Source organism: Achromobacter sp. E1 (genome assembly GCF_037039475.1).
Lineage (GTDB): Bacteria > Pseudomonadota > Gammaproteobacteria > Burkholderiales > Burkholderiaceae_B > Achromobacter > Achromobacter mucicolens.
The window spans coordinates 4,424,319-4,441,462 of sequence record NZ_CP146253.1 but is presented as its reverse complement, the minus strand read 5'-3'; the positions used below and the strand labels follow the sequence as shown (position 1 = coordinate 4,441,462).

General features: G+C 66.9%; 14 protein-coding genes and 1 other RNA gene. 10 read left to right on the top strand and 5 right to left on the bottom strand.

The annotated features are described in order from the left end of the window. From V6V88_RS20620 to V6V88_RS20580, 9 genes are all read left to right on the top strand, one after another. Positions 1-3,456, top strand: a complete 3,456-nt coding sequence (locus V6V88_RS20620; RefSeq protein WP_338616146.1) for a UvrD-helicase domain-containing protein — start codon at positions 1-3, stop codon at positions 3,454-3,456. Between the two features lie 527 nt (positions 3,457-3,983). Then, an RNA gene (gene ffs / locus V6V88_RS20615) (signal recognition particle sRNA small type) lies at positions 3,984-4,081 on the top strand. 151 nt (positions 4,082-4,232) lie between these two features. Continuing rightward, complete coding sequence (gene dnaX / locus V6V88_RS20610) at positions 4,233-6,614, top strand: DNA polymerase III subunit gamma/tau (RefSeq protein ID WP_223572364.1); 2,382 nt, start codon at positions 4,233-4,235, stop codon at positions 6,612-6,614. A gap of 42 nt (positions 6,615-6,656) precedes the next feature. Further along, positions 6,657-6,983 (top strand): YbaB/EbfC family nucleoid-associated protein, encoded by a 327-nt coding sequence (locus V6V88_RS20605; RefSeq protein ID WP_056326789.1) that lies wholly within the window; start codon positions 6,657-6,659, stop codon positions 6,981-6,983. Between the two features lie 21 nt (positions 6,984-7,004). After that, the gene (recR, locus tag V6V88_RS20600; protein ID WP_056326792.1) at positions 7,005-7,613 is read left to right on the top strand and encodes a recombination mediator RecR; all 609 of its coding nucleotides are present in this window, start codon (positions 7,005-7,007) and stop codon (positions 7,611-7,613) included. Positions 7,614-7,680: 67 nt separating this feature from the next. Continuing rightward, positions 7,681-8,955 carry a CoA transferase gene (locus V6V88_RS20595; protein ID WP_223572363.1) on the top strand — a complete coding sequence of 425 codons (1,275 nt, stop codon included), beginning with the start codon at positions 7,681-7,683 and terminating at the stop codon, positions 8,953-8,955. Beyond that, positions 8,952-9,992 (top strand): ABC transporter substrate-binding protein, encoded by a 1,041-nt coding sequence (locus V6V88_RS20590; protein WP_056326796.1) that lies wholly within the window; start codon positions 8,952-8,954, stop codon positions 9,990-9,992. The genes V6V88_RS20595 and V6V88_RS20590 overlap by 4 nt, the downstream gene beginning before the upstream one ends. Further along, entirely contained in the window at positions 9,985-10,794 is an 810-nt protein-coding gene (locus V6V88_RS20585; protein ID WP_056326799.1) for an ABC transporter ATP-binding protein, read from the top strand. The genes V6V88_RS20590 and V6V88_RS20585 overlap by 8 nt, the downstream gene beginning before the upstream one ends. A gap of 3 nt (positions 10,795-10,797) precedes the next feature. After that, on the top strand, positions 10,798-11,592 hold the full coding sequence (locus V6V88_RS20580) for an ABC transporter permease (protein WP_062841727.1): 795 nt from the start codon (positions 10,798-10,800) through the stop codon (positions 11,590-11,592). A 25-nt stretch (positions 11,593-11,617) separates the two neighbouring features. On the opposite strand, the gene V6V88_RS20575 is transcribed toward V6V88_RS20580, so the two are convergent. Genes V6V88_RS20575 through V6V88_RS20560 form a run of 4 tightly spaced genes read right to left on the bottom strand, consistent with a single transcriptional unit; the run spans position 11,618 to position 15,458 of the window. Further along, complete coding sequence (locus V6V88_RS20575; protein WP_056326802.1) at positions 11,618-12,193, bottom strand: biliverdin-producing heme oxygenase; 576 nt, start codon at positions 12,191-12,193, stop codon at positions 11,618-11,620. Positions 12,194-12,243: 50 nt separating this feature from the next. Beyond that, positions 12,244-12,876 (bottom strand): hypothetical protein, encoded by a 633-nt coding sequence (locus tag V6V88_RS20570; RefSeq protein ID WP_223572358.1) that lies wholly within the window; start codon positions 12,874-12,876, stop codon positions 12,244-12,246. Positions 12,877-12,886: 10 nt separating this feature from the next. Then, positions 12,887-13,243, bottom strand: a complete 357-nt coding sequence (locus tag V6V88_RS20565; RefSeq protein WP_223576540.1) for a response regulator — start codon at positions 13,241-13,243, stop codon at positions 12,887-12,889. A gap of 25 nt (positions 13,244-13,268) precedes the next feature. Then, positions 13,269-15,458 (bottom strand): ATP-binding protein, encoded by a 2,190-nt coding sequence (locus V6V88_RS20560; protein WP_338616144.1) that lies wholly within the window; start codon positions 15,456-15,458, stop codon positions 13,269-13,271. 97 nt (positions 15,459-15,555) lie between these two features. On the opposite strand from V6V88_RS20560, the gene V6V88_RS20555 reads away from it, so the two are divergent. Then, on the top strand, positions 15,556-16,083 hold the full coding sequence (locus V6V88_RS20555) for a carboxymuconolactone decarboxylase family protein (protein WP_056326810.1): 528 nt from the start codon (positions 15,556-15,558) through the stop codon (positions 16,081-16,083). A gap of 39 nt (positions 16,084-16,122) precedes the next feature. Here the strand turns inward: V6V88_RS20555 and tal are convergent, their stop codons facing one another. Continuing rightward, positions 16,123-17,076: a transaldolase gene (gene tal / locus V6V88_RS20550; RefSeq protein ID WP_338616143.1), complete on the bottom strand. Its 954-nt coding sequence runs from the start codon at positions 17,074-17,076 to the stop codon at positions 16,123-16,125. Positions 17,077-17,144 lie beyond the last annotated feature (68 nt).

The window sequence follows — 17,144 nt, the reverse complement described above, 5'->3', positions numbered from 1 at the left end:
ATGGCCGAACCCGATCGCCTTCCGCATGACCACGCCGCTCGCGCGGCGGCGCTCGATCCCGCGCGGTCCTTCCTCGTCCAGGCGCCCGCAGGCTCAGGCAAGACCGAACTCCTCACCGACCGCATCCTGGCCTTGCTGGCCACGGTGAACCGGCCCGAAGAAATCGTCGCCATCACGTTCACGCGCAAGGCCGCGTCCGAGATGCACGCCCGCGTGCTGAGCAAGCTGCGGCGCGGGCTGGATGCGCCTCCCGAGGCCGCGCACGAACGCCGCAGCTGGGACCTCGCCCGCGCGGCGCTGGCGCGCAATGCCGAACAGGGCTGGCATCTGCTGGATCATCCCGCGCGTCTCGCCATCCGCACCATCGACTCGTTCTGCGCGGGGCTGGTGCGCAGCATGCCGTGGCTGTCGGAGCTGGGCGGCATGCCGGACATCACGGACGATGCGCGCTCGCACTACGAAGCCGCCGCGCGCGCCACGCTTGATCTCGCGGACGACTACGAGGCCGTCCGCATTTTGCTGCGCCACCTGGACGTCGACGTGCAGGCCGCCAAGGACGCCATCGCCGACATGCTGGGCCAGCGCGATCAATGGCTTCCGCTGCTTCGCCACGGCTCCGACCGCGAGGCCATGGAGGCCATGCTGGCCGAGGCCATCGGCGAAGACCTCGATGCCTTGTGCGCCGCCATGCCCTACGGCTGGTCCGAATCGCTTTGCGGCCCGGCGCGCCTGGCGGCCGCCCACCTGCAGGACGCCGAAGACGACAACAAGCTGGCTGCGTTGCTGGACTGGACCGAAGCACTGCAACCCGACGCCGAACTGCTGGACGCCTGGCGCGCCGTCGCGCACCTGCTGCTGACCAGCACCGGCTCCCTGCGCAAGACCGTCAACAAGAACCTGGGGTTCCCGGCCAAGTGCGCGCACAAAGAACCCTTCGTCGCCTGGCTGGAAGGCGCCGACGCGCAAGCCGCCTGGGTGCGCCGCTTGCACGCCGTGCGCGATATTCCGGCGCCGCATTTCACCGATGCCCAATGGGAAGTGCTGGGCGCGCAGCTCATGACGCTTGCCCTGGCCGTGGCGCAGTTGCGGCTGCGCTTTGCCGAAAAAGGCGAGGTCGACTTTATCGAGATCGCCCAGCGGGCCGCGGCCGCGCTGGGTAGCGCCGACGACCCGGGCGAACTGCTGCTCAAACTCGACGCCTCGATCCGGCATCTGCTTATCGACGAATTCCAGGACACCAGCCAGACACAGCTCGACTTGCTGCGTACCCTCACGGCAGGCTGGCAGTCCGGCGATGGCCGCAGCCTGTTCCTCGTGGGCGATCCCATGCAGTCGATCTACCGCTTCCGCAAGGCAGAGGTCGGCCTGTTTCTCGAAGTCGCCGACATCGGCGTGGGCGAGGTCAAGCCCGACTTCCTGAACCTCACGGACAACTTCCGTTCGCAGGCAGGCATCGTCGACTGGGTGAACCAGTCGTTCGTCGACCTGCTGCCCCGGCGTAGCGACGCTGCCGCGGGCGCCATCGCGTACAGCCCGTCCACGGCCTTTCATCCGGCGCTGCCCGACCCCGCGGTGCGCTTTCATCCGGCGTGGTCGCGCGAGGGCGCGCCGCCCGCCGAAGAACAGGCTGAAGACATCGCCGTGGGACTGGTGCGCCAGGCGCTGATCGACCACAAGGGCGCCAAGCACCCCGTCGCGATTCTCGTGCGCGCCCGCAGTCACCTGGGCAACCTCACGCGCCGGCTCGCACAGGAAGGCATACGCTCGCGCGCCGTCGACCTGGTGCCGCTGGCGCTGCGGCCGGTGGTGGCCGACCTGGTGCAACTCGTGCGCGCCGTGTCGCATCCGGCCGACCGCCTCGCTTGGCTGTCCGTGCTGCGCGCGCCCTATTGCGGCTTGACGCTCACCTCGTTGCAGCGGCTCTTTGGCGACGACCACATCACGCCGGTGCCCGTGCTGCTGGAACGCGCCTTGCGCATCGCCCCGCAGCCCATTGCAACGGCAGCGCCCGAGGCATCCGGCCCGCAAGGCTCGCTCTTTGACGCACCCGCCCCAGAACCGCAAGCCCCGTCCGCGCAAGCAATACTCAGCCCCGACGAATTCGCGCGCCTGCGCCAAGTCGCGTCGGTCCTCCTGGACAAACGCAACGCATCGGGCGCCATCCCCTTCGCCGCGTGGGTGGAATCGCTGTGGCGCCGCCTGGGCGGCCCCGGCTTGTACGCCGGCCTGTCTGTCGCCAACGACGCCGAAAGCCTGTTCCAACTGGTCGAACGCCTTGCCCCGCACGGCAACATCGACGTGGCCGCCCTGGACGCCGGCATCTCCCGCCTCTTCGCCGCGCCCGACGCGTTGGACGAAGACGAAGGCGCGGTCGAGATCATGACCATGCACAAGTCCAAGGGCCTGCAGTTCGAAACCGTGATCCTGTACGGCCTGCACCGCGCGCCGCGCGGCGATCAGGCTCCCCTGGTGCGCTTCGAACAAAGCGGCGGCCGCGTCCTCTTCGGCCCGGTCAAGCCACGCGCCGAAACAGAAGCAGACCCGGTCTCACGCTACCTGGGCGCCCGCGAGGCCCGCCGCGCCTCCTACGAAATAGACCGTCTCCTCTACGTCGCCGCCACCCGCGCCCGCAAACGTCTGCATCTGGTCGGACACGTCTCGATCGACGAAGCCTCTGGCCAAATCAAGACCCCGCCCGCAGCCAGCCTGCTGGGCCGCCTGTGGCCGTGCCTGACCCCGCCCGTTCCACCTTCGCTGAATGGCGAAACGGTGCAAGAAGAAACCGACGCCCCCGAATGGCAAGGCGAACCCCTGCGACGCATCGACAACGCCGGCCTCGCGCAGCTGCAACGCCAATCCAGCATCACCATGAGCGCCGGCTTCGCCACGGCCACCCGAGGCGCCTGGGGCGAAGCCGCCGAACATCCCGCCTGGCAACTCGAAGCCAGCTACGACGCCGCCATCGGCACCTTGGCCCACGCCTGGCTGGCCCGCATCGGCCAGGACGGCATACAAGCCTGGCCCCCCGAAGCCCTCACGCCGCGCCTACCCGCCATGCGCCGCCAACTCACCCGAGCCGGCATCCCCGCCAGCCAGGCAGACGCCGCCGCCGAGGCCGTCCTGGAAACGCTGCAAGCCACCCTGGCAGACGAACGCGGCCTCTGGCTCCTATCCCAATCCGGCGCCCGCCGCGAATGGCCCCTCATCGACGCGGCCGGAAAAGTCTCGGTCATCGACCTGGCGCTCAGCACCGAAGACGGCTGGCTGATCGTCGACTACAAAACCGGCCGCCCCCACCCGGGAGAATCCCCCGCCGCCTTCGCAATCCGCATGCGCCAACGCCACGGCGAACAATTGCAGCGCTACTGCACCCAAGTCACCGCCCTGGACGGCCGCAGCGCCCGAGCCGCGTTGTACTTCCCGCGCGCAAAGGCGTGGATAGATCTGCTGGAGTAACGCGCGACAGGGCAAGCACAACGGCGAGCGAAGCAACGCCCCAAGCAAAAGCAACTGCGGCAATCGAGGCAACCACGCGAAGCGAGAAAAAAGGGGCGAGCGAAGCAACGCCCCGCGCGCTAAGCAGTGCCGGATATGAGCAAGGCAAAGCGAAGCGAGCCAAAAGGGCGAGCGAAGCAACGCCCCGCGCGCTAAGCAGTGCCGGATATGAGCCAGGCAAAGCGAAGCGAGCCAAAAGGGCAAGCGAAGCAACGCCCCACGCGCTAAGCAGTGCCGGATAGGAGCAAGGCAAAGCGAAGCGAGCCAAAAAGGGCAAGCGAAGCAACGCCCCCGCGCCAAGAAATTGCCCCATGCAAAGCAGCCAAGCAAGGCAAAGCGAAGCGAGCCGAAGGGGCAAGCGAAGCAAAGCCCCCACCCCCTCCCCCTCGGGGGGAGGGCCGGGGAGGGGGCCCACATATTGCCCCTCGGGGCCCGCCAGCCGAGATTCGAGCGAGCGCGCGAAGCGCAGCTCTGCTAGAATCTCGGCTGGCGGGCCCCTTCGCATGGTTCGACGGTGAACCTGGTCAGGTCGGGAACGAAGCAGCCATAGTCGTTTAGGGTCAGTGCCGGAGTAAGGCTCGCCAACCGGATTCTTCAAGGCAGTAGCGTTTGCTACATCGCTTTCACAGGGGACGGGGTTATTTTCCAAGGATTCGTTCCACGGGAATAAGCCCGTCCCCTTTGCATTCCAGCCCGCTCGATCAACGGGTTCAACAATCAGGCTCTACAATCCAGCCATGACTTATCTGGTATTGGCCCGCAAGTGGCGGCCGCGATCGTTCGATACCCTGGTGGGACAGGATCACGTGGTGCGCGCGCTCACCCATGCGCTCGACACGCAACGCCTGCATCACGCCTGGCTGTTCACCGGAACCCGGGGCGTTGGCAAGACCACGCTCTCGCGCATCCTGGCCAAATCGCTCAACTGCGAGACCGGCATCACCTCCAAGCCGTGTGGCGTCTGCCGCGCCTGCACCGAGATCGATGCCGGCCGCTTCGTCGACTACCTTGAGCTGGACGCCGCGTCCAACCGCGGCGTCGAGGAAATGACGCAGCTCCTGGAGCAGGCGGTCTATGCGCCCGGCGCGGGACGCTTCAAGGTCTACATGATCGACGAAGTCCACATGCTGACCGGGCACGCGTTCAACGCCATGCTCAAGACGCTGGAAGAGCCGCCCCCGCACGTCAAGTTCATCCTGGCCACCACCGATCCGCAGAAGATCCCGGTGACGGTTTTGTCGCGCTGCCTGCAATTCAATCTAAAGCAGATGCCGGCCGACTCCATCGTCGGCCATTTGCAGGCCGTGCTTGGCCAGGAAGACGTGGGCTTTGAGATCCCGGCCCTGCGGCTGATCGGGCAGGCCGCGTCGGGTTCGATGCGCGACGCTTTGTCGCTCACCGACCAGGCCATTGCCTACAGCGCGGGCAACCTGACCGAGGACGCCGTGCGCGGCATGCTCGGTACCATCGACCAGCGCCATCTCGTCCGCCTGCTCGACGCCTTGTCCTCGGGCGACGCCAAGGGCGTGCTGGCCGTGGCCGATGAACTCGCGATCCGCGGGCTGTCGTATGCCGGCGCGCTGGCCGACCTGGCCGTGCTGCTGTCGCGCGTCGCGATCGAGCAGCGGGTGACTGGCGTCACCGCCGCCGAAGATCCGCTGGCCGCCGACATCGCCCGTCTGGCGCAGGCGCTCCATCCGGACGCCGTGCAACTCTTCTATTCCGTCGCGGTGCACAGCCGCGGCGAATTGACGCTGGCGCCTGACGAATACGCAGGCTTCATCATGGCGTGCCTGCGCATGCTGGCGCTCAATGGCGATGCTGGCCCGCAGACGGCGCTGGAAGCGCCCGCCGCACCCGCCCGCCAGACGGCAGCGCCCGCCGCAGCTGCGGCCGTCGCCGCGCCCACGGGCGCCGAGGCCGGCGCTTCAAACCCAGCTGCTGCGTCAACGGCCGCTTCGTCGACGGCGGCTGCGCCGACTGCCGCGGTATCGACCGCCGCGGTCTCGACCGCCGCTGTATCGACCGCCGCTGTGCCGGCATCCGCGCAGGCGGCAGACGCTCCTTCGGCAGCGGCTCAGTCGCCAGAGGCTCAGTCGCCAGAGGCTCAGTCGCCAGAGGCTCAGTCGGCAGCCGCCGGTCAGCCCATCGCAGCGACATCCGACGCCGGCACTGCCGACGCCCCGGCAGCCAACGCCAGCGCGCCATTCGATGGCGCAGCCGCCGCCACGCCGGCAGACGGCTCCGCGTCTTCGCCCGACGCCGCCCATACCCCCTCGATATCGTCGGCAAACGATGCGGCAGCCCCCGCGCAACCGGCCCCGCCGGCCGCAGCGGCTCCGGCGCAATCGTCCGCCGCGTCCGCCCCTCAATCCGCGGATCCCGACAGTGTCCCGCCTTGGGAAGACCTCCCCGCCGACGCCGCTTCGCCGAACCCGGTCTCCGCCAAAGCGCAAAATTCCGCCGCCCTGGCCGTGACGCCCGCCGCGGCGGCAATCGCCCCGGCCGTGGACGACGCCGACGGTCCCCCGGCATGGGTCGACGAAGAAATTCCTTTCGAAGCCGAAGGCGGGTTCATGCCCGACAGCGGCTTCACGTCCGACCCCGACGACGATTTTGAAACGCTGGCCACGTCACCGTCGCCCGCACCCGCACCGCCCGCCGCCCGCCGCGATGGCCCCGCGCCCGCACGCAAGCGCCAATCGCGCGCGCCGCGCCTGGCAGACATGGACGCGGCGTCCTGGCCCGAACTGGCCGCACGGCTGCCCGTGACCGGCCTGGCCTCGGAACTGGCGCGCCAGAGCGAATGGGCCGGTGTGCAGGGCGATGCCATCATCCTGCGCGTGGCCGTCAAGACCCTGGCCGAAAGCGAAAGCCGCGTGCGGCTGCAGACCGTCCTGTGCGAACATTTCGGGCAGGGCATCCGGCTGGACGTGCGGGTCGGCGTCACCGGCGATGCCACGGCGTATGCCGTGGCTCAGGCCGAGAGCGCGGCGCGCCAACTGGCGGCCGAAAACGCCGTGGCCGACGATCCCTTTGTGCAAGCGCTGTTGGCGGATTTCGGCGGCCATGTCGTGCCTGGCTCGATCCGCCACGTTGATTCATCGGCCGCCGCCTGACGGCGGCCAACCTCATTCCCCTCGTTCAAGGAAGCTCCCATCATGATGAAAGGACAACTCGCCGGCCTGATGCGCCAAGCGCAGCAGATGCAGGAAAACATGAAGAAGGCGCAGGACGCGCTGGCCGACATCCAGGTCGAAGGCGCCTCGGGCGGCGGTCTGGTGAAGGTCACTATGACCTGCCGTCACGACGTCAAGCGCGTCGAGATCGATCCGTCGCTGCTGGCCGACGACAAGGACATGCTGGAAGACCTGGTCGCCGCCGCGTTCAACGACGCCCTGCGCAAGGCCGAAGCCACCTCCCAGGAGAAGATGGCGTCGGTGACCGCCGGCATGCCGCTGCCTCCGGGCATGAAGCTGCCGTTCTGATAGCCGCTGACATAGGCTGCAATGGATCCCTTACTGCCTGAACCCGAGCCGCTGGTCTCGCTGATCGAAGCGCTGCGTCGCCTGCCCGGCGTGGGCGTGCGATCGGCCAGACGCATGGCCTACCACCTGTTGCAGCATGATCCGCAAGGCGCGGACATGCTGGGGCGGGCGCTTGCCGGCGCGGTGCGGGATCTGAAGCACTGCGCGCGCTGCAATAGCTTTTCCGAAGACGAGGTCTGCGCGACCTGCTCCAACGCCAAGCGTGATCCCTCGCTGCTGTGCATCGTGGAAACGCCGGCCGACCAGAACATGATCGAGTCCAGTCACGGCTATCGCGGCCTGTACTACGTGCTCATGGGCCGCGTCGCGCCGCTGGAAGGCATCGGCCCGCGCGAGCTGGATTTCGACCGCGTGATCAAACGCGCGACCGACGGCGTGGTGCAGGAGGTCATCCTGGCCACCAACTTCACGGCCGAAGGCGAGACCACTGCGCACTTCCTGGGCGAGGCGCTTGGCGAGCGCGGCCTGCGGGTCACGCGCCTGGCGCGTGGCGTGCCGGCCGGCAGCGAACTCGAATACGTCGACGCCGGCACCATCGCCTGGGCCCTGATGGAGCGCAAGACCACCTGACGCTCGCGGTACCAGAACGCCCGCCGGCAATGCATCGGCAGGGCACCCAATGTGAGGAAGACAAACCATGTCAGCGCTGACCGGACTCAAAGTCCTGGAACTCGGCACGCTTATCGCCGGCCCGTTCGCCGCGCGCATCTTCGGCGAATTCGGCGCCGACGTCATCAAGGTGGAAACCCCGCACGGGCCTGACGGCACGGGCGGCGGCGATCCCATCCGCAGCTGGCGCCATCTGCACGAGGGCAATTCCTTGTGGTGGACGGTGCAGGCCCGCAACAAGCAATCCATCGCGCTCAACCTGAAAGACCCCCGCGCCCAGGAGATCGCCCGCAAGCTGGCGCTGGACGCTGACGTGGTGGTCGAAAACTACCGCCCTGGCGTCCTGGAGAAGTGGGGGCTGGGCTACGAACAGCTACGAGCCATCAATCCCGCCCTCATCATGGTCCGCCTGTCCGGCTATGGGCAGACCGGCCCCATGAAGGATCAGCCCGGCTTTGGCGCCATCGGCGAATCGATGGGCGGCTTGCGCTACGTGTCCGGCCATCCGGACCGTCCGCCGCTGCGCGTGGGCATCTCCATCGGCGACTCCATCGCGGCACTGCATGGCGTGATCGGCGCGATGATGGCGCTGCGCCATCGCGACGCCACCGGCGGCCGCTGGAACGGCAAGACGGGCGACGAATGCCGGGCAGGGCAGGGCCAGATGGTTGACGTGGCCCTGTACGAAGCCGTGTTCAACATGATGGAAAGCCTGGTCCCCGAATACGACGTGGCCGGCGTGGTGCGCGAGCGCACGGGCGGCGCGCTGCCCGGCATCGTGCCGTCCAACACCTACACCACCCGCGACGGCCAGAACATCGTCATCGCCGGCAATGGCGACGCGATCTTTCATCGCCTGATGCGGGCCATCGGCCGCGACGATCTGGCCGAGGATCCGGACCTGGTGCGCAACGACGGCCGCGCGCGGCGTGTCCAGGAGATCGACGGCGCCATCCAGCAATGGTGCGACGGACGCGGCATCGAATCGGCACTTGAGACGCTCAAGCGCGCCGACGTGCCGGTCGGCAAGATCTACAGCGTGGCCGATATGTTCAGCGACCCGCAGTTCCTTGCGCGCCGCATGATCGAGCAGCATCGCCTCGCCGACGGCAGCCCCGTCAAGCTGCCCGGCGTGGTTCCCAAGCTCTCGGAAACGCCCGGCCAGACGCGCTGGGTAGGCCCGAAATTAGGGGAACATACCGAGGAAGTCCTGAAATCGCTGGGGTATGATTCAGCGGCTATCGACGAGCTGGCGAAGACCGGCGCTATCGGAAAATCCGACAACCAGGAGACAAACCAATGACAGTCACCCGCCGTGAACTGCTCAAGATGGCCGGCGCTGCCGGCGTCATGGGCATGGCCCCTGCCATCGTGCGCGCGCAGAAACTCGAAAAGACCAAGGTTCAGATCGCAGTCGGCGGCAAGCCGCTGATCTACTACCTCCCGCTGACGATTGCCGAGGTGCGCGGCTACTTCAAGGACGAAGGGCTGGACGTCAGCATCGCCGACTTCGCCGGCGGCTCCAAGGCCTTGCAGGCCGTGGTGGGCGGCAGCGCCGACGTGGTCTCGGGCGCCTTCGAGCACACGCTGTCCATGCATTCCAAGGGCCAGGCCTATCGCGCCTTCGTGCTGCAAGGCCGCGCGCCGATGATCGGCGTGGGCGTGTCCAAGAAGAACATCCCGGGCTACAAGGGCCCGGCCGACCTGAAGGGCAAGAAGATCGGCGTGACCGCGCCGGGTTCGTCCACCAACATGGTCGTCAGCTTCTTCCTGGCCAAGCATGGCCTTAAGGCCTCGGACGTTTCCTTCATCGGCGTGGGCGCCGGCGCGGGCGCCGTGACCGCCGTTCGCAGCGGCCAGATCGACGCCATCTCCAACACGGACCCGGTGGTCTCGATGCTGGAAATGCCCGGCGAGATCCAGATCATCGTCGACACGCGCACGCTCAAGGACACGCAGGAAATTTTTGGCGGCAACATGCCGGCCGGTTGCCTGTACGCGCCGCAGGCGTTCATCGACGCCAACCCCAACACTGTCCAGGCGCTGACCAACGCAATCGTGCGCGCCGACAAGTGGATCCAGAAGGCCGGCCCCGACGAAATCGCCAAGGTCGTGCCGGAAACCTATCTGCTCGGCGATCCGGCCGTGTACAAGGCCGCGCTGGGCAAGAGCATGGAAGGCCTGTCGCCTGACGGCATGATTCCGGAAGACGGCGCGGCCACCGCGCTCAAGGCGCTGGCCGCCTATCAGACTGACTTCGACAGCGCGAAGGTCGATCCGTCGAAGGTATGGACCAACGATTTCGCGCGCCGCGCCAACGAGAAGTATGCCAATGGCTGAAGCTGCACTGTCGCTGGAAAACATAAGTTGCACCTTTGTCTCGCGTGACGACCGGTCGCAGCGCTACACCGCGGTCAGCGACACGACCCTGGCCATTGCGCCAGGTGAGTTCGTGTCCGTGGTGGGCCCGACCGGTTGCGGCAAGTCCACGCTGCTCAACGTCAGCGCCGGTTTGTTGGCGCCGTCGTCGGGGCAGGTGAAGGTATTCGGCCAGCCCCTTGCCGGCATCAACGAACGCGCCGGCTACATGTTCCAGGGCGAGGCGCTCTTGCCCTGGCGCAGCGCGCTGGACAACGTCATCGCCGGCCTGGAGTTCGCCGGCGTGGCCCGATCCGAAGCGCTGGATCGCGGACGCGAATGGATGCGCCGCGTCGGCCTGGGCGGCTTCGAGGGCCGTTACCCGCACCAGATGTCGGGCGGCATGCGCAAGCGCGCCATGCTGGCGCAGACGCTGATCCGCGACCCGGACATCATCCTCATGGACGAACCGTTCTCCGCGCTGGACATCCAGACGCGCCAGCTCATGGAGAACGAGGTCCTGGATCTGTGGATGGCCAAGCGCAAGGCGGTGCTGTTCATCACCCATGACCTGGACGAAGCCATCGCCATGAGCGATCGCGTGATCGTGCTGTCGGCCGGTCCGGGCACCCATCCCATCGGAGAATTTGCCATCGATCTGCCGCGTCCTCGCGATGTGGCCGAAGTGCGCATTGACCCGCGTTTCGTTGAGCTGCATGCCGCCATCTGGGGTGTGCTGCGCGAGGAAGTGCTCAAGGGCTATGCCCAACAGAAGCGAGCCTGAACCATGCCCAAACTGAATAAATCCGGTTCCGGCAGCCTGCGCATCTGGCAATTGCTGCTTCTCGTCATCATCCTGGCCGTCTGGCATTTCGCGTCGCGCGATCCCAAGGTCGCCTTCTTCTTTGGCGAGCCGCTGAAGGTCTGGGGGCGGATCTGGGCGTGGTTCGTCACCAATGCCGACATCTACAGCCACTTGGCCGTCACGCTGACCGAGACCGTGCTGGCGTTTTTCATCGGCACGATCGCGGGTCTGGGCTTTGGTCTGTGGCTGGGGCTGTCGCCGCGCGCCAGTGCCATCCTCGACCCGTACATCAAGGCGGCCAACTCGATGCCGCGCGTCATCCTGGCACCCATTTTCGGCATGTGGTTCGGCTTGGGCATCTGGTCCAAGGTGGCGTTGGCCGTGACGCTGGTGTTCTTCATCGTGTTCTTCAACGTCTACCAGGGCGTGCGCGAAGTCAGCCCCACCTTGCTGGACAACGCCCGCATGCTGGGCGCGCGCAAGCGCCAGTTGCTGCGCCATGTGTATCTGCCGTCGGCCACGAGCTGGGTGTTCTCCAGCCTGCATACGTCGGTGGGGCTTGCTTTCGTGGGCGCGGTCGTGGGCGAATACCTCGGGTCGGCAAGCGGCGTGGGCTACCTGATCCTGCAGGCCGAGGGCACGTTCGACGTGAACACCGTGTTTGCCGGCATCATCGTGCTGACGGCCTTTGCACTGATCCTGGACACCATCGTCGGGGTCGGCGAAAAGCGCCTGATGAAGTGGCAGCCCAAGTCGGGCGAAACTGAAAAGCTATAGATGCCTTGCCGGTGCGCTGCCGGGCTCAGGCCCGCAGCGCACCCTGGCTGCGCAGCCAGCCGGTCAGGCTGTCGAACGCGTCACGGGCGCCTTGCAGCGCTTGCGCCTCGCGGTCCCGCGCGCCAGCCTCGCTGTCCAGATACAGCAAGAACGCCTTCCACAGCGGTCCCACCTCTTCTTCATAGCCGCGCAGGTACCGCTGGGGCAGGTCGGGCGCCGCCGCCTGCAGCCGCTTGGCCAGGAACCGGCCGCCCAACTGCGAGCCTTCCACGACGTACGCGACGCCCAAAGCGTAGGCGTCGGGCGCCGCCACCTGCGGCGGATGCGCGCAATGAACGATGGGCGCGGTATCGCCGGCCGCCTGCAGGTCTTCGTACAGCCAGGTGGTCTTGCCGGCGCGTTCCGGCGCACGCAGTTCCCGCGGCCAATCCAGTTGCCAGAGCCGCTCTTCCAACGGTTCCAGCCATCCCAGAAGCGCACGCAGGTAAGCCAGATAGTTGCCCCGGTCCACATCGCCGTCGGCCAGCGCCAGGCCATGATCCAGCGTTTCGTGACGGTCGCGGGTGCCTTCGCGCAGCACCTGGTGGACGGGAGAAATCATGGCGTTCTTGAAATGAAGGGTCTTGACGAGACGAGTCTCGATGGAATCGGTTAAGCGGGCAGATGCAGTGACCAGCAGCGGTCCTGGCGTTCCAGCCGCCAGCCCGCCGCCGTCGCAAGCAGCTCGACTTCCTGGGCGTCGAACGCGGGTGGCCGTTCGGAGGCCGCTTCGCCCTCGGGGACGCGGGCGCGCCAGACGCCCGGTTCGGAGGCATCCAGTTCAAGGTGGGTGTCGGCCGGCACCAGCGGCAACAGGCACAACAACCACGCCAGCACCAGGTAACGGGTGCTGAACAGCGGCACGTCGGCGTGGACGACTTGCTCCGGCCAGCGGATGCCGTGGTGCGACAGCAGCAGGTGCGAAAACATCAGCTTGCGGCAGTCCTGCAGCAGGTCGCCGCACGCCACGTTGGCGCCGCCGTCGCTCAGCCATCCTTCCAGGTCGCGCACCACGTTCACGCTTTCGTCGAGCATGTCGGAAAGGTCGCCGGCGAGGCGCTCGCAGCGTTGCTGCACGGCTTCGTCGCTGGCGCCTTCAGGGGCCTGGCGCAGCATGGCGGCCGCAAGAGAGGCGCTGGACAGCGGGCCCAGGACTTCGTGGCGCAGCACCGGAAAGATCTGGCTGAGCACCTTGAGCTGCACGCCCTTCACGGCCAGTCGGCCAAGGGTGTCGGATTGCATCATGAAAGAACCGTCAGGTGGCCTCGTGCAGAATGGCCAGGAGCGCGTCGGGGTCCGCCGGCTTTTCGATCCATCCGGTGAAGATGCCATTGATGGCATCGCGTCGTTCGTGCCGCGCCAGGCCGCTCAGCGCGTAGATGCGCGGCGGATTGGCGCGCTCGCGCAGGCGCTTGGCGAGCTCGTAGCCGTCCATGTCGGGCAGCAGGATATCCAGCAGCACGGCATCCGGCGCAAACGTGCCGACCAGCTCCAGGGCTTCGGCGCCGGTGGCGGCGCACCGCGTCTCCAGGTTTGAAAGCGCCAGGAACTCGGCCAGCAGTTCCGATCCCATTTCGTTGTCGTCCACCAGCAGGACGCGCATGGCGCGCACTTCGTTCAAGTTATGTCTCCCAGGTTCAAGAGGGGGTTGATTCCGGCAAGGCGCGGGGCAACGAGACCGTGAAGATGACGAGCCCGTCGCGGCATTGGACCGAGATGTCGCCGCCGTGGTCGCGCACGACCTGCTCGGCGATGTACAGGCCAAGGCCAAGGCCGGTGCGGTTGCGCGACTGGCCCACGGACTCTGGCTTGAAAGGCGAGAACAGATGCGCAAGCACGTCATCGGCGATCGGTGCGCCATGGTTGATGACGCTGAGCGTGACGCCGTCGCCGGACGCCGCCGCGTTCACCACAATGGGCTGACGCGGCGCGCCGTGCTGGCGCGCGTTGCTCATCAGGTTGGTCACCACCTGCGCGATGCGGTCGGTATCGGCCATGAGCGTCAGGCCCTCCGGCACATCGGTTTCAATGCGCAGGCCAGGGTAGGCCTGGCGCTTTTCCTCGATGAGGCCGTTGACCAATGCCGACAGGTCGCACAGCCGCTTTTCAATGCCCAATCCCAGCCCGCCCTGCAGGCGCGACAGGTCCAGCACCTGCGAAATCAGGCGCTGCATCCGGCCGCTGGAATAGCGGATGCGCTCGCCCATGCGCGCCCCGGTATCGGTGCGCGACAAGAGCGTTGCAGCCATGGAGATCGATTGCAGCGGGTCGCGCAGATCGTGCCCCAGCATGGCCAGCAGCGCGGTGCGGGCGCGGTCGACGTCCGCGGCGCGGCTGGTCGAAATGTGCGAGAGCTCGTCGCGCAGATTGTCCACGGCTTCCAGTTCGGAAGGCAGCCAGGGCAGACAGACCCCGCGCACGACTTCGCGCCAGGCTTCGAACGAACCGCGCGGAGTCAGGCGCGGGCCGAGGCTGCCGACGGCGTATTGCTTTTCCGGCTTGCCGCCCCATACAAGGGTCTCGATCTGTTCCTTGCGCAGCCAGATCAGCCAGCCATTGTTCATGGGGTCGAACTTGCAGGCAAGCAGCCCCGCGTACGGGACGATTTCGGTCTGCAAATCAGGGAAATCGCGCGCGATGTTGGTGGTGTGCACCACGCGCTGCCCGCTCTGGTCCAGCGCGTTCAGAATGCCCGCCAGTTCGCCGCGTGGCGCAATGCCGCCAAACACGGTGACACTGTTGCTCCAGAGGCAAAGCGCGGCGTCGTTCTGGACCAGCGAGGCGGGCGTTTCGCCGCCCTGCGACAGCGCCTGATGCACGTTTTCAGAGGCCGACACGCGCTCGACCAGCATGCTGACCAGCGCGGCGTTCTGGCGGGATTGTTCAGCCCGCTCGTTCGCTTCGATGCCAGACACGGTGGCGGCAACGACCTGCGCCATGGCTTCGCACGCCAGGCGGGCAGGGTATGGCAAGGCCCGCGGCGTGTGGTGGTGGCACGCGATCATGCCCCACAGGCGGCCGCCGATCACCAGCGACAGGCTCATCGACGCCCGCACGCCCATGTTCGCCATGTATTCCAGATGGATGGGCGACACGCTGCGCAAGACCGAAAAGCTCATGTCCAGCGCGCGCGGCTCCGGCGACGGGCCGCTCAGCACGCGCACGGGGTGGTAGGTCGCGTCGGCGATCAGGCGCAGGGTGTTTACCGTATAGAGCCGGCGCGCCTGCGCCGGGATGTCGCCGGCGGGGTAGCGGCGGCCCACCCAGTCGTCCAGGTCGGCGCGGCGCTGTTCGGCCACGATCTCGCCGCTGTCGTCGGGATGGAAGCGATACGCCATCACCCGGTCAAAGCCCGTGGCGCGCTGCACTTCGCGCACCATGCTGTCCAGAAGCGAGGGAATGTCGCGCTGCCGGCGCACGCGCTCGATGCTGCGGTAGATGCGCTCGGGGGCGGCAATGCCGACGCCGTCGGCGCGGCGCTCGAGTTCGACGATGGTCAGTCCATCGGTATTGCGATGTCCAATGACGTCATACGTGGCGCGATCCAGCGTGATGGTCAGCGGATCGAAAATGGGGTCAGGGTTGCCGATCCACGTGGACAGGCAGTACGCCAGACCGGGCGGCAGCGCCTCGGGCGCGCAGGGCTGGTCCAGCGTCAGACACGTGTCGAGCAACTGGGCGGCATTTTCGCTGGCGTAGCGCAGCGTGCCGTCCATGTCGAACGCGAGCAGCGCCCCCAGCGGCTGGATGGCGCCCGGAATATGTATCGGTTCGCTATCGCAATTGGCGAGAGTGAGTTGAGGGTAGGATTCTGTGGGCGCATTCATGCGAGTGAGTTACCGTGGACGCGCGGATGTAGTGCCATTATGTCAAAGATATTGTGAGAATGTGTGCATTTGCTGCCCCCTACCTTCCGGAGTTCGCATGGCCCGTTTGCCCTACGCTGATTTGACTCATCCCGAAGCACGGCCCCTGGTGGAACGCATCGTCGCGCAGCGAGGCAGTGTGCTGCATCTGTATCAGATGCTGCTGCACAGTCCTGCCGTGGCCGACGGCTGGCTGAACTACCTGACGTCGATCCGGCAGCTCAGCACGTTGCCGGGCGATCTGCGCGAGCTCGTCATCATGCGGGTGGCGGCCATCAACGGTGCGCCCTACGAGGCCGACCAGCATGCGCCGATCGCATTGAAGGAAGGCGTGTCCCAGGCGCAGCTCGATGCGCTGGATGCGTGGGAAACCTCGGGTCTGTTCAGCGAACGCGAACGGGCGGTGCTGGCCTACACGGACGCCATGACGCGTCACGTGCAGGTTCCCGAAGCGGTGTTCGACGCCGTCCGGGCGGCCATGGGGTCGGAAAAACTGGTGGTCGAGCTGACGGCGACAATCGCCGCGTACAACATGGTATCGCGGTTCCTGGAAGCGCTGCAGGTGCACTCCCACGATCACCGGTAGGAAAGGGGCGCGCGGACGGGCGCCGCGCGCCACGCTGGCTCAGCCTCGCTGCGCGTCGATCAGAGCGTCCAGCTTGATGGCATCGGCCACAAACAGGCGGATCCCCTCGGACAGTTTTTCGCTGGCCATCGCGTCTTCATTGAGCTGGGTGCGGAACGTGACTTCATCCGCGCCGATGCGTTCGAGGCCGTCGCGCGCGTCGCCGGCGCGAAGCTGCGCCGGGGCGTCGCCTTCGGTGGAGGCCAGCTTGTTCAGCAGGTCCGGGCTGATCGTCAGCAGGTCGCAGCCGGACAAGGCAAGGATCTGCCCCACGTTGCGAAAGCTCGCGCCCATGATCTCCGTGGGAATCCCGAAGTGCTTGTAGTAACGGTAGATATTGGTGACGGATTGAACGCCTGGATCGCGCGCGCCGGTATTGTCCTCTTCGACCCACGACGCCCCGGCCGATTTCTTGTGCCAGTCGTAGATGCGGCCCACGAACGGGGAGATGAGCTGCACGTGCGCATCGGCGCAGGCGACGGCCTGCGGCAGCGAGAACAGCAGGGTCAGGTTGCAGCGGATGCCTTCGGACTGCAGGACGCGGGCGGCCTGGATGCCTTCCCAGGTGGAGGCAATCTTGATCAGCACACGCTCGCGCGGGATGCCGGCGGCCTCGTACAGGGCGATCAGGCCGCGCGCGCGCTCGACGGTGGCACGGGTGTCGAACGACAGGCGGGCGTCCACTTCGGTGGAGACGCGGCCCGGCACGATGTCCAGAATCGCGCGGCCGAAGGCGACCAGCAGGCGATCCATGAGCTCGGCAGTTGAGGCGCCGCGGTGTTCGCGCGCGGTCTTTTCCAGCAGCGGGCGGTAGGCGTCCTGCTGCACGGCCTTCAGAATCAGGGACGGGTTGGTGGTCGCGTCGGTGGGACGCAACGCCTTCATGGCTTCGAAATCGCCGGTATCGGCGACAACGGTGGTGTGATCACGCAGGGCGTCAAGTTGGCTGGGCATGGACTTATACGACTCGCAGCAGGCTAGGGTTGAAGGTGCTGCTAGCGTATCACCGACGCCGCCACGCC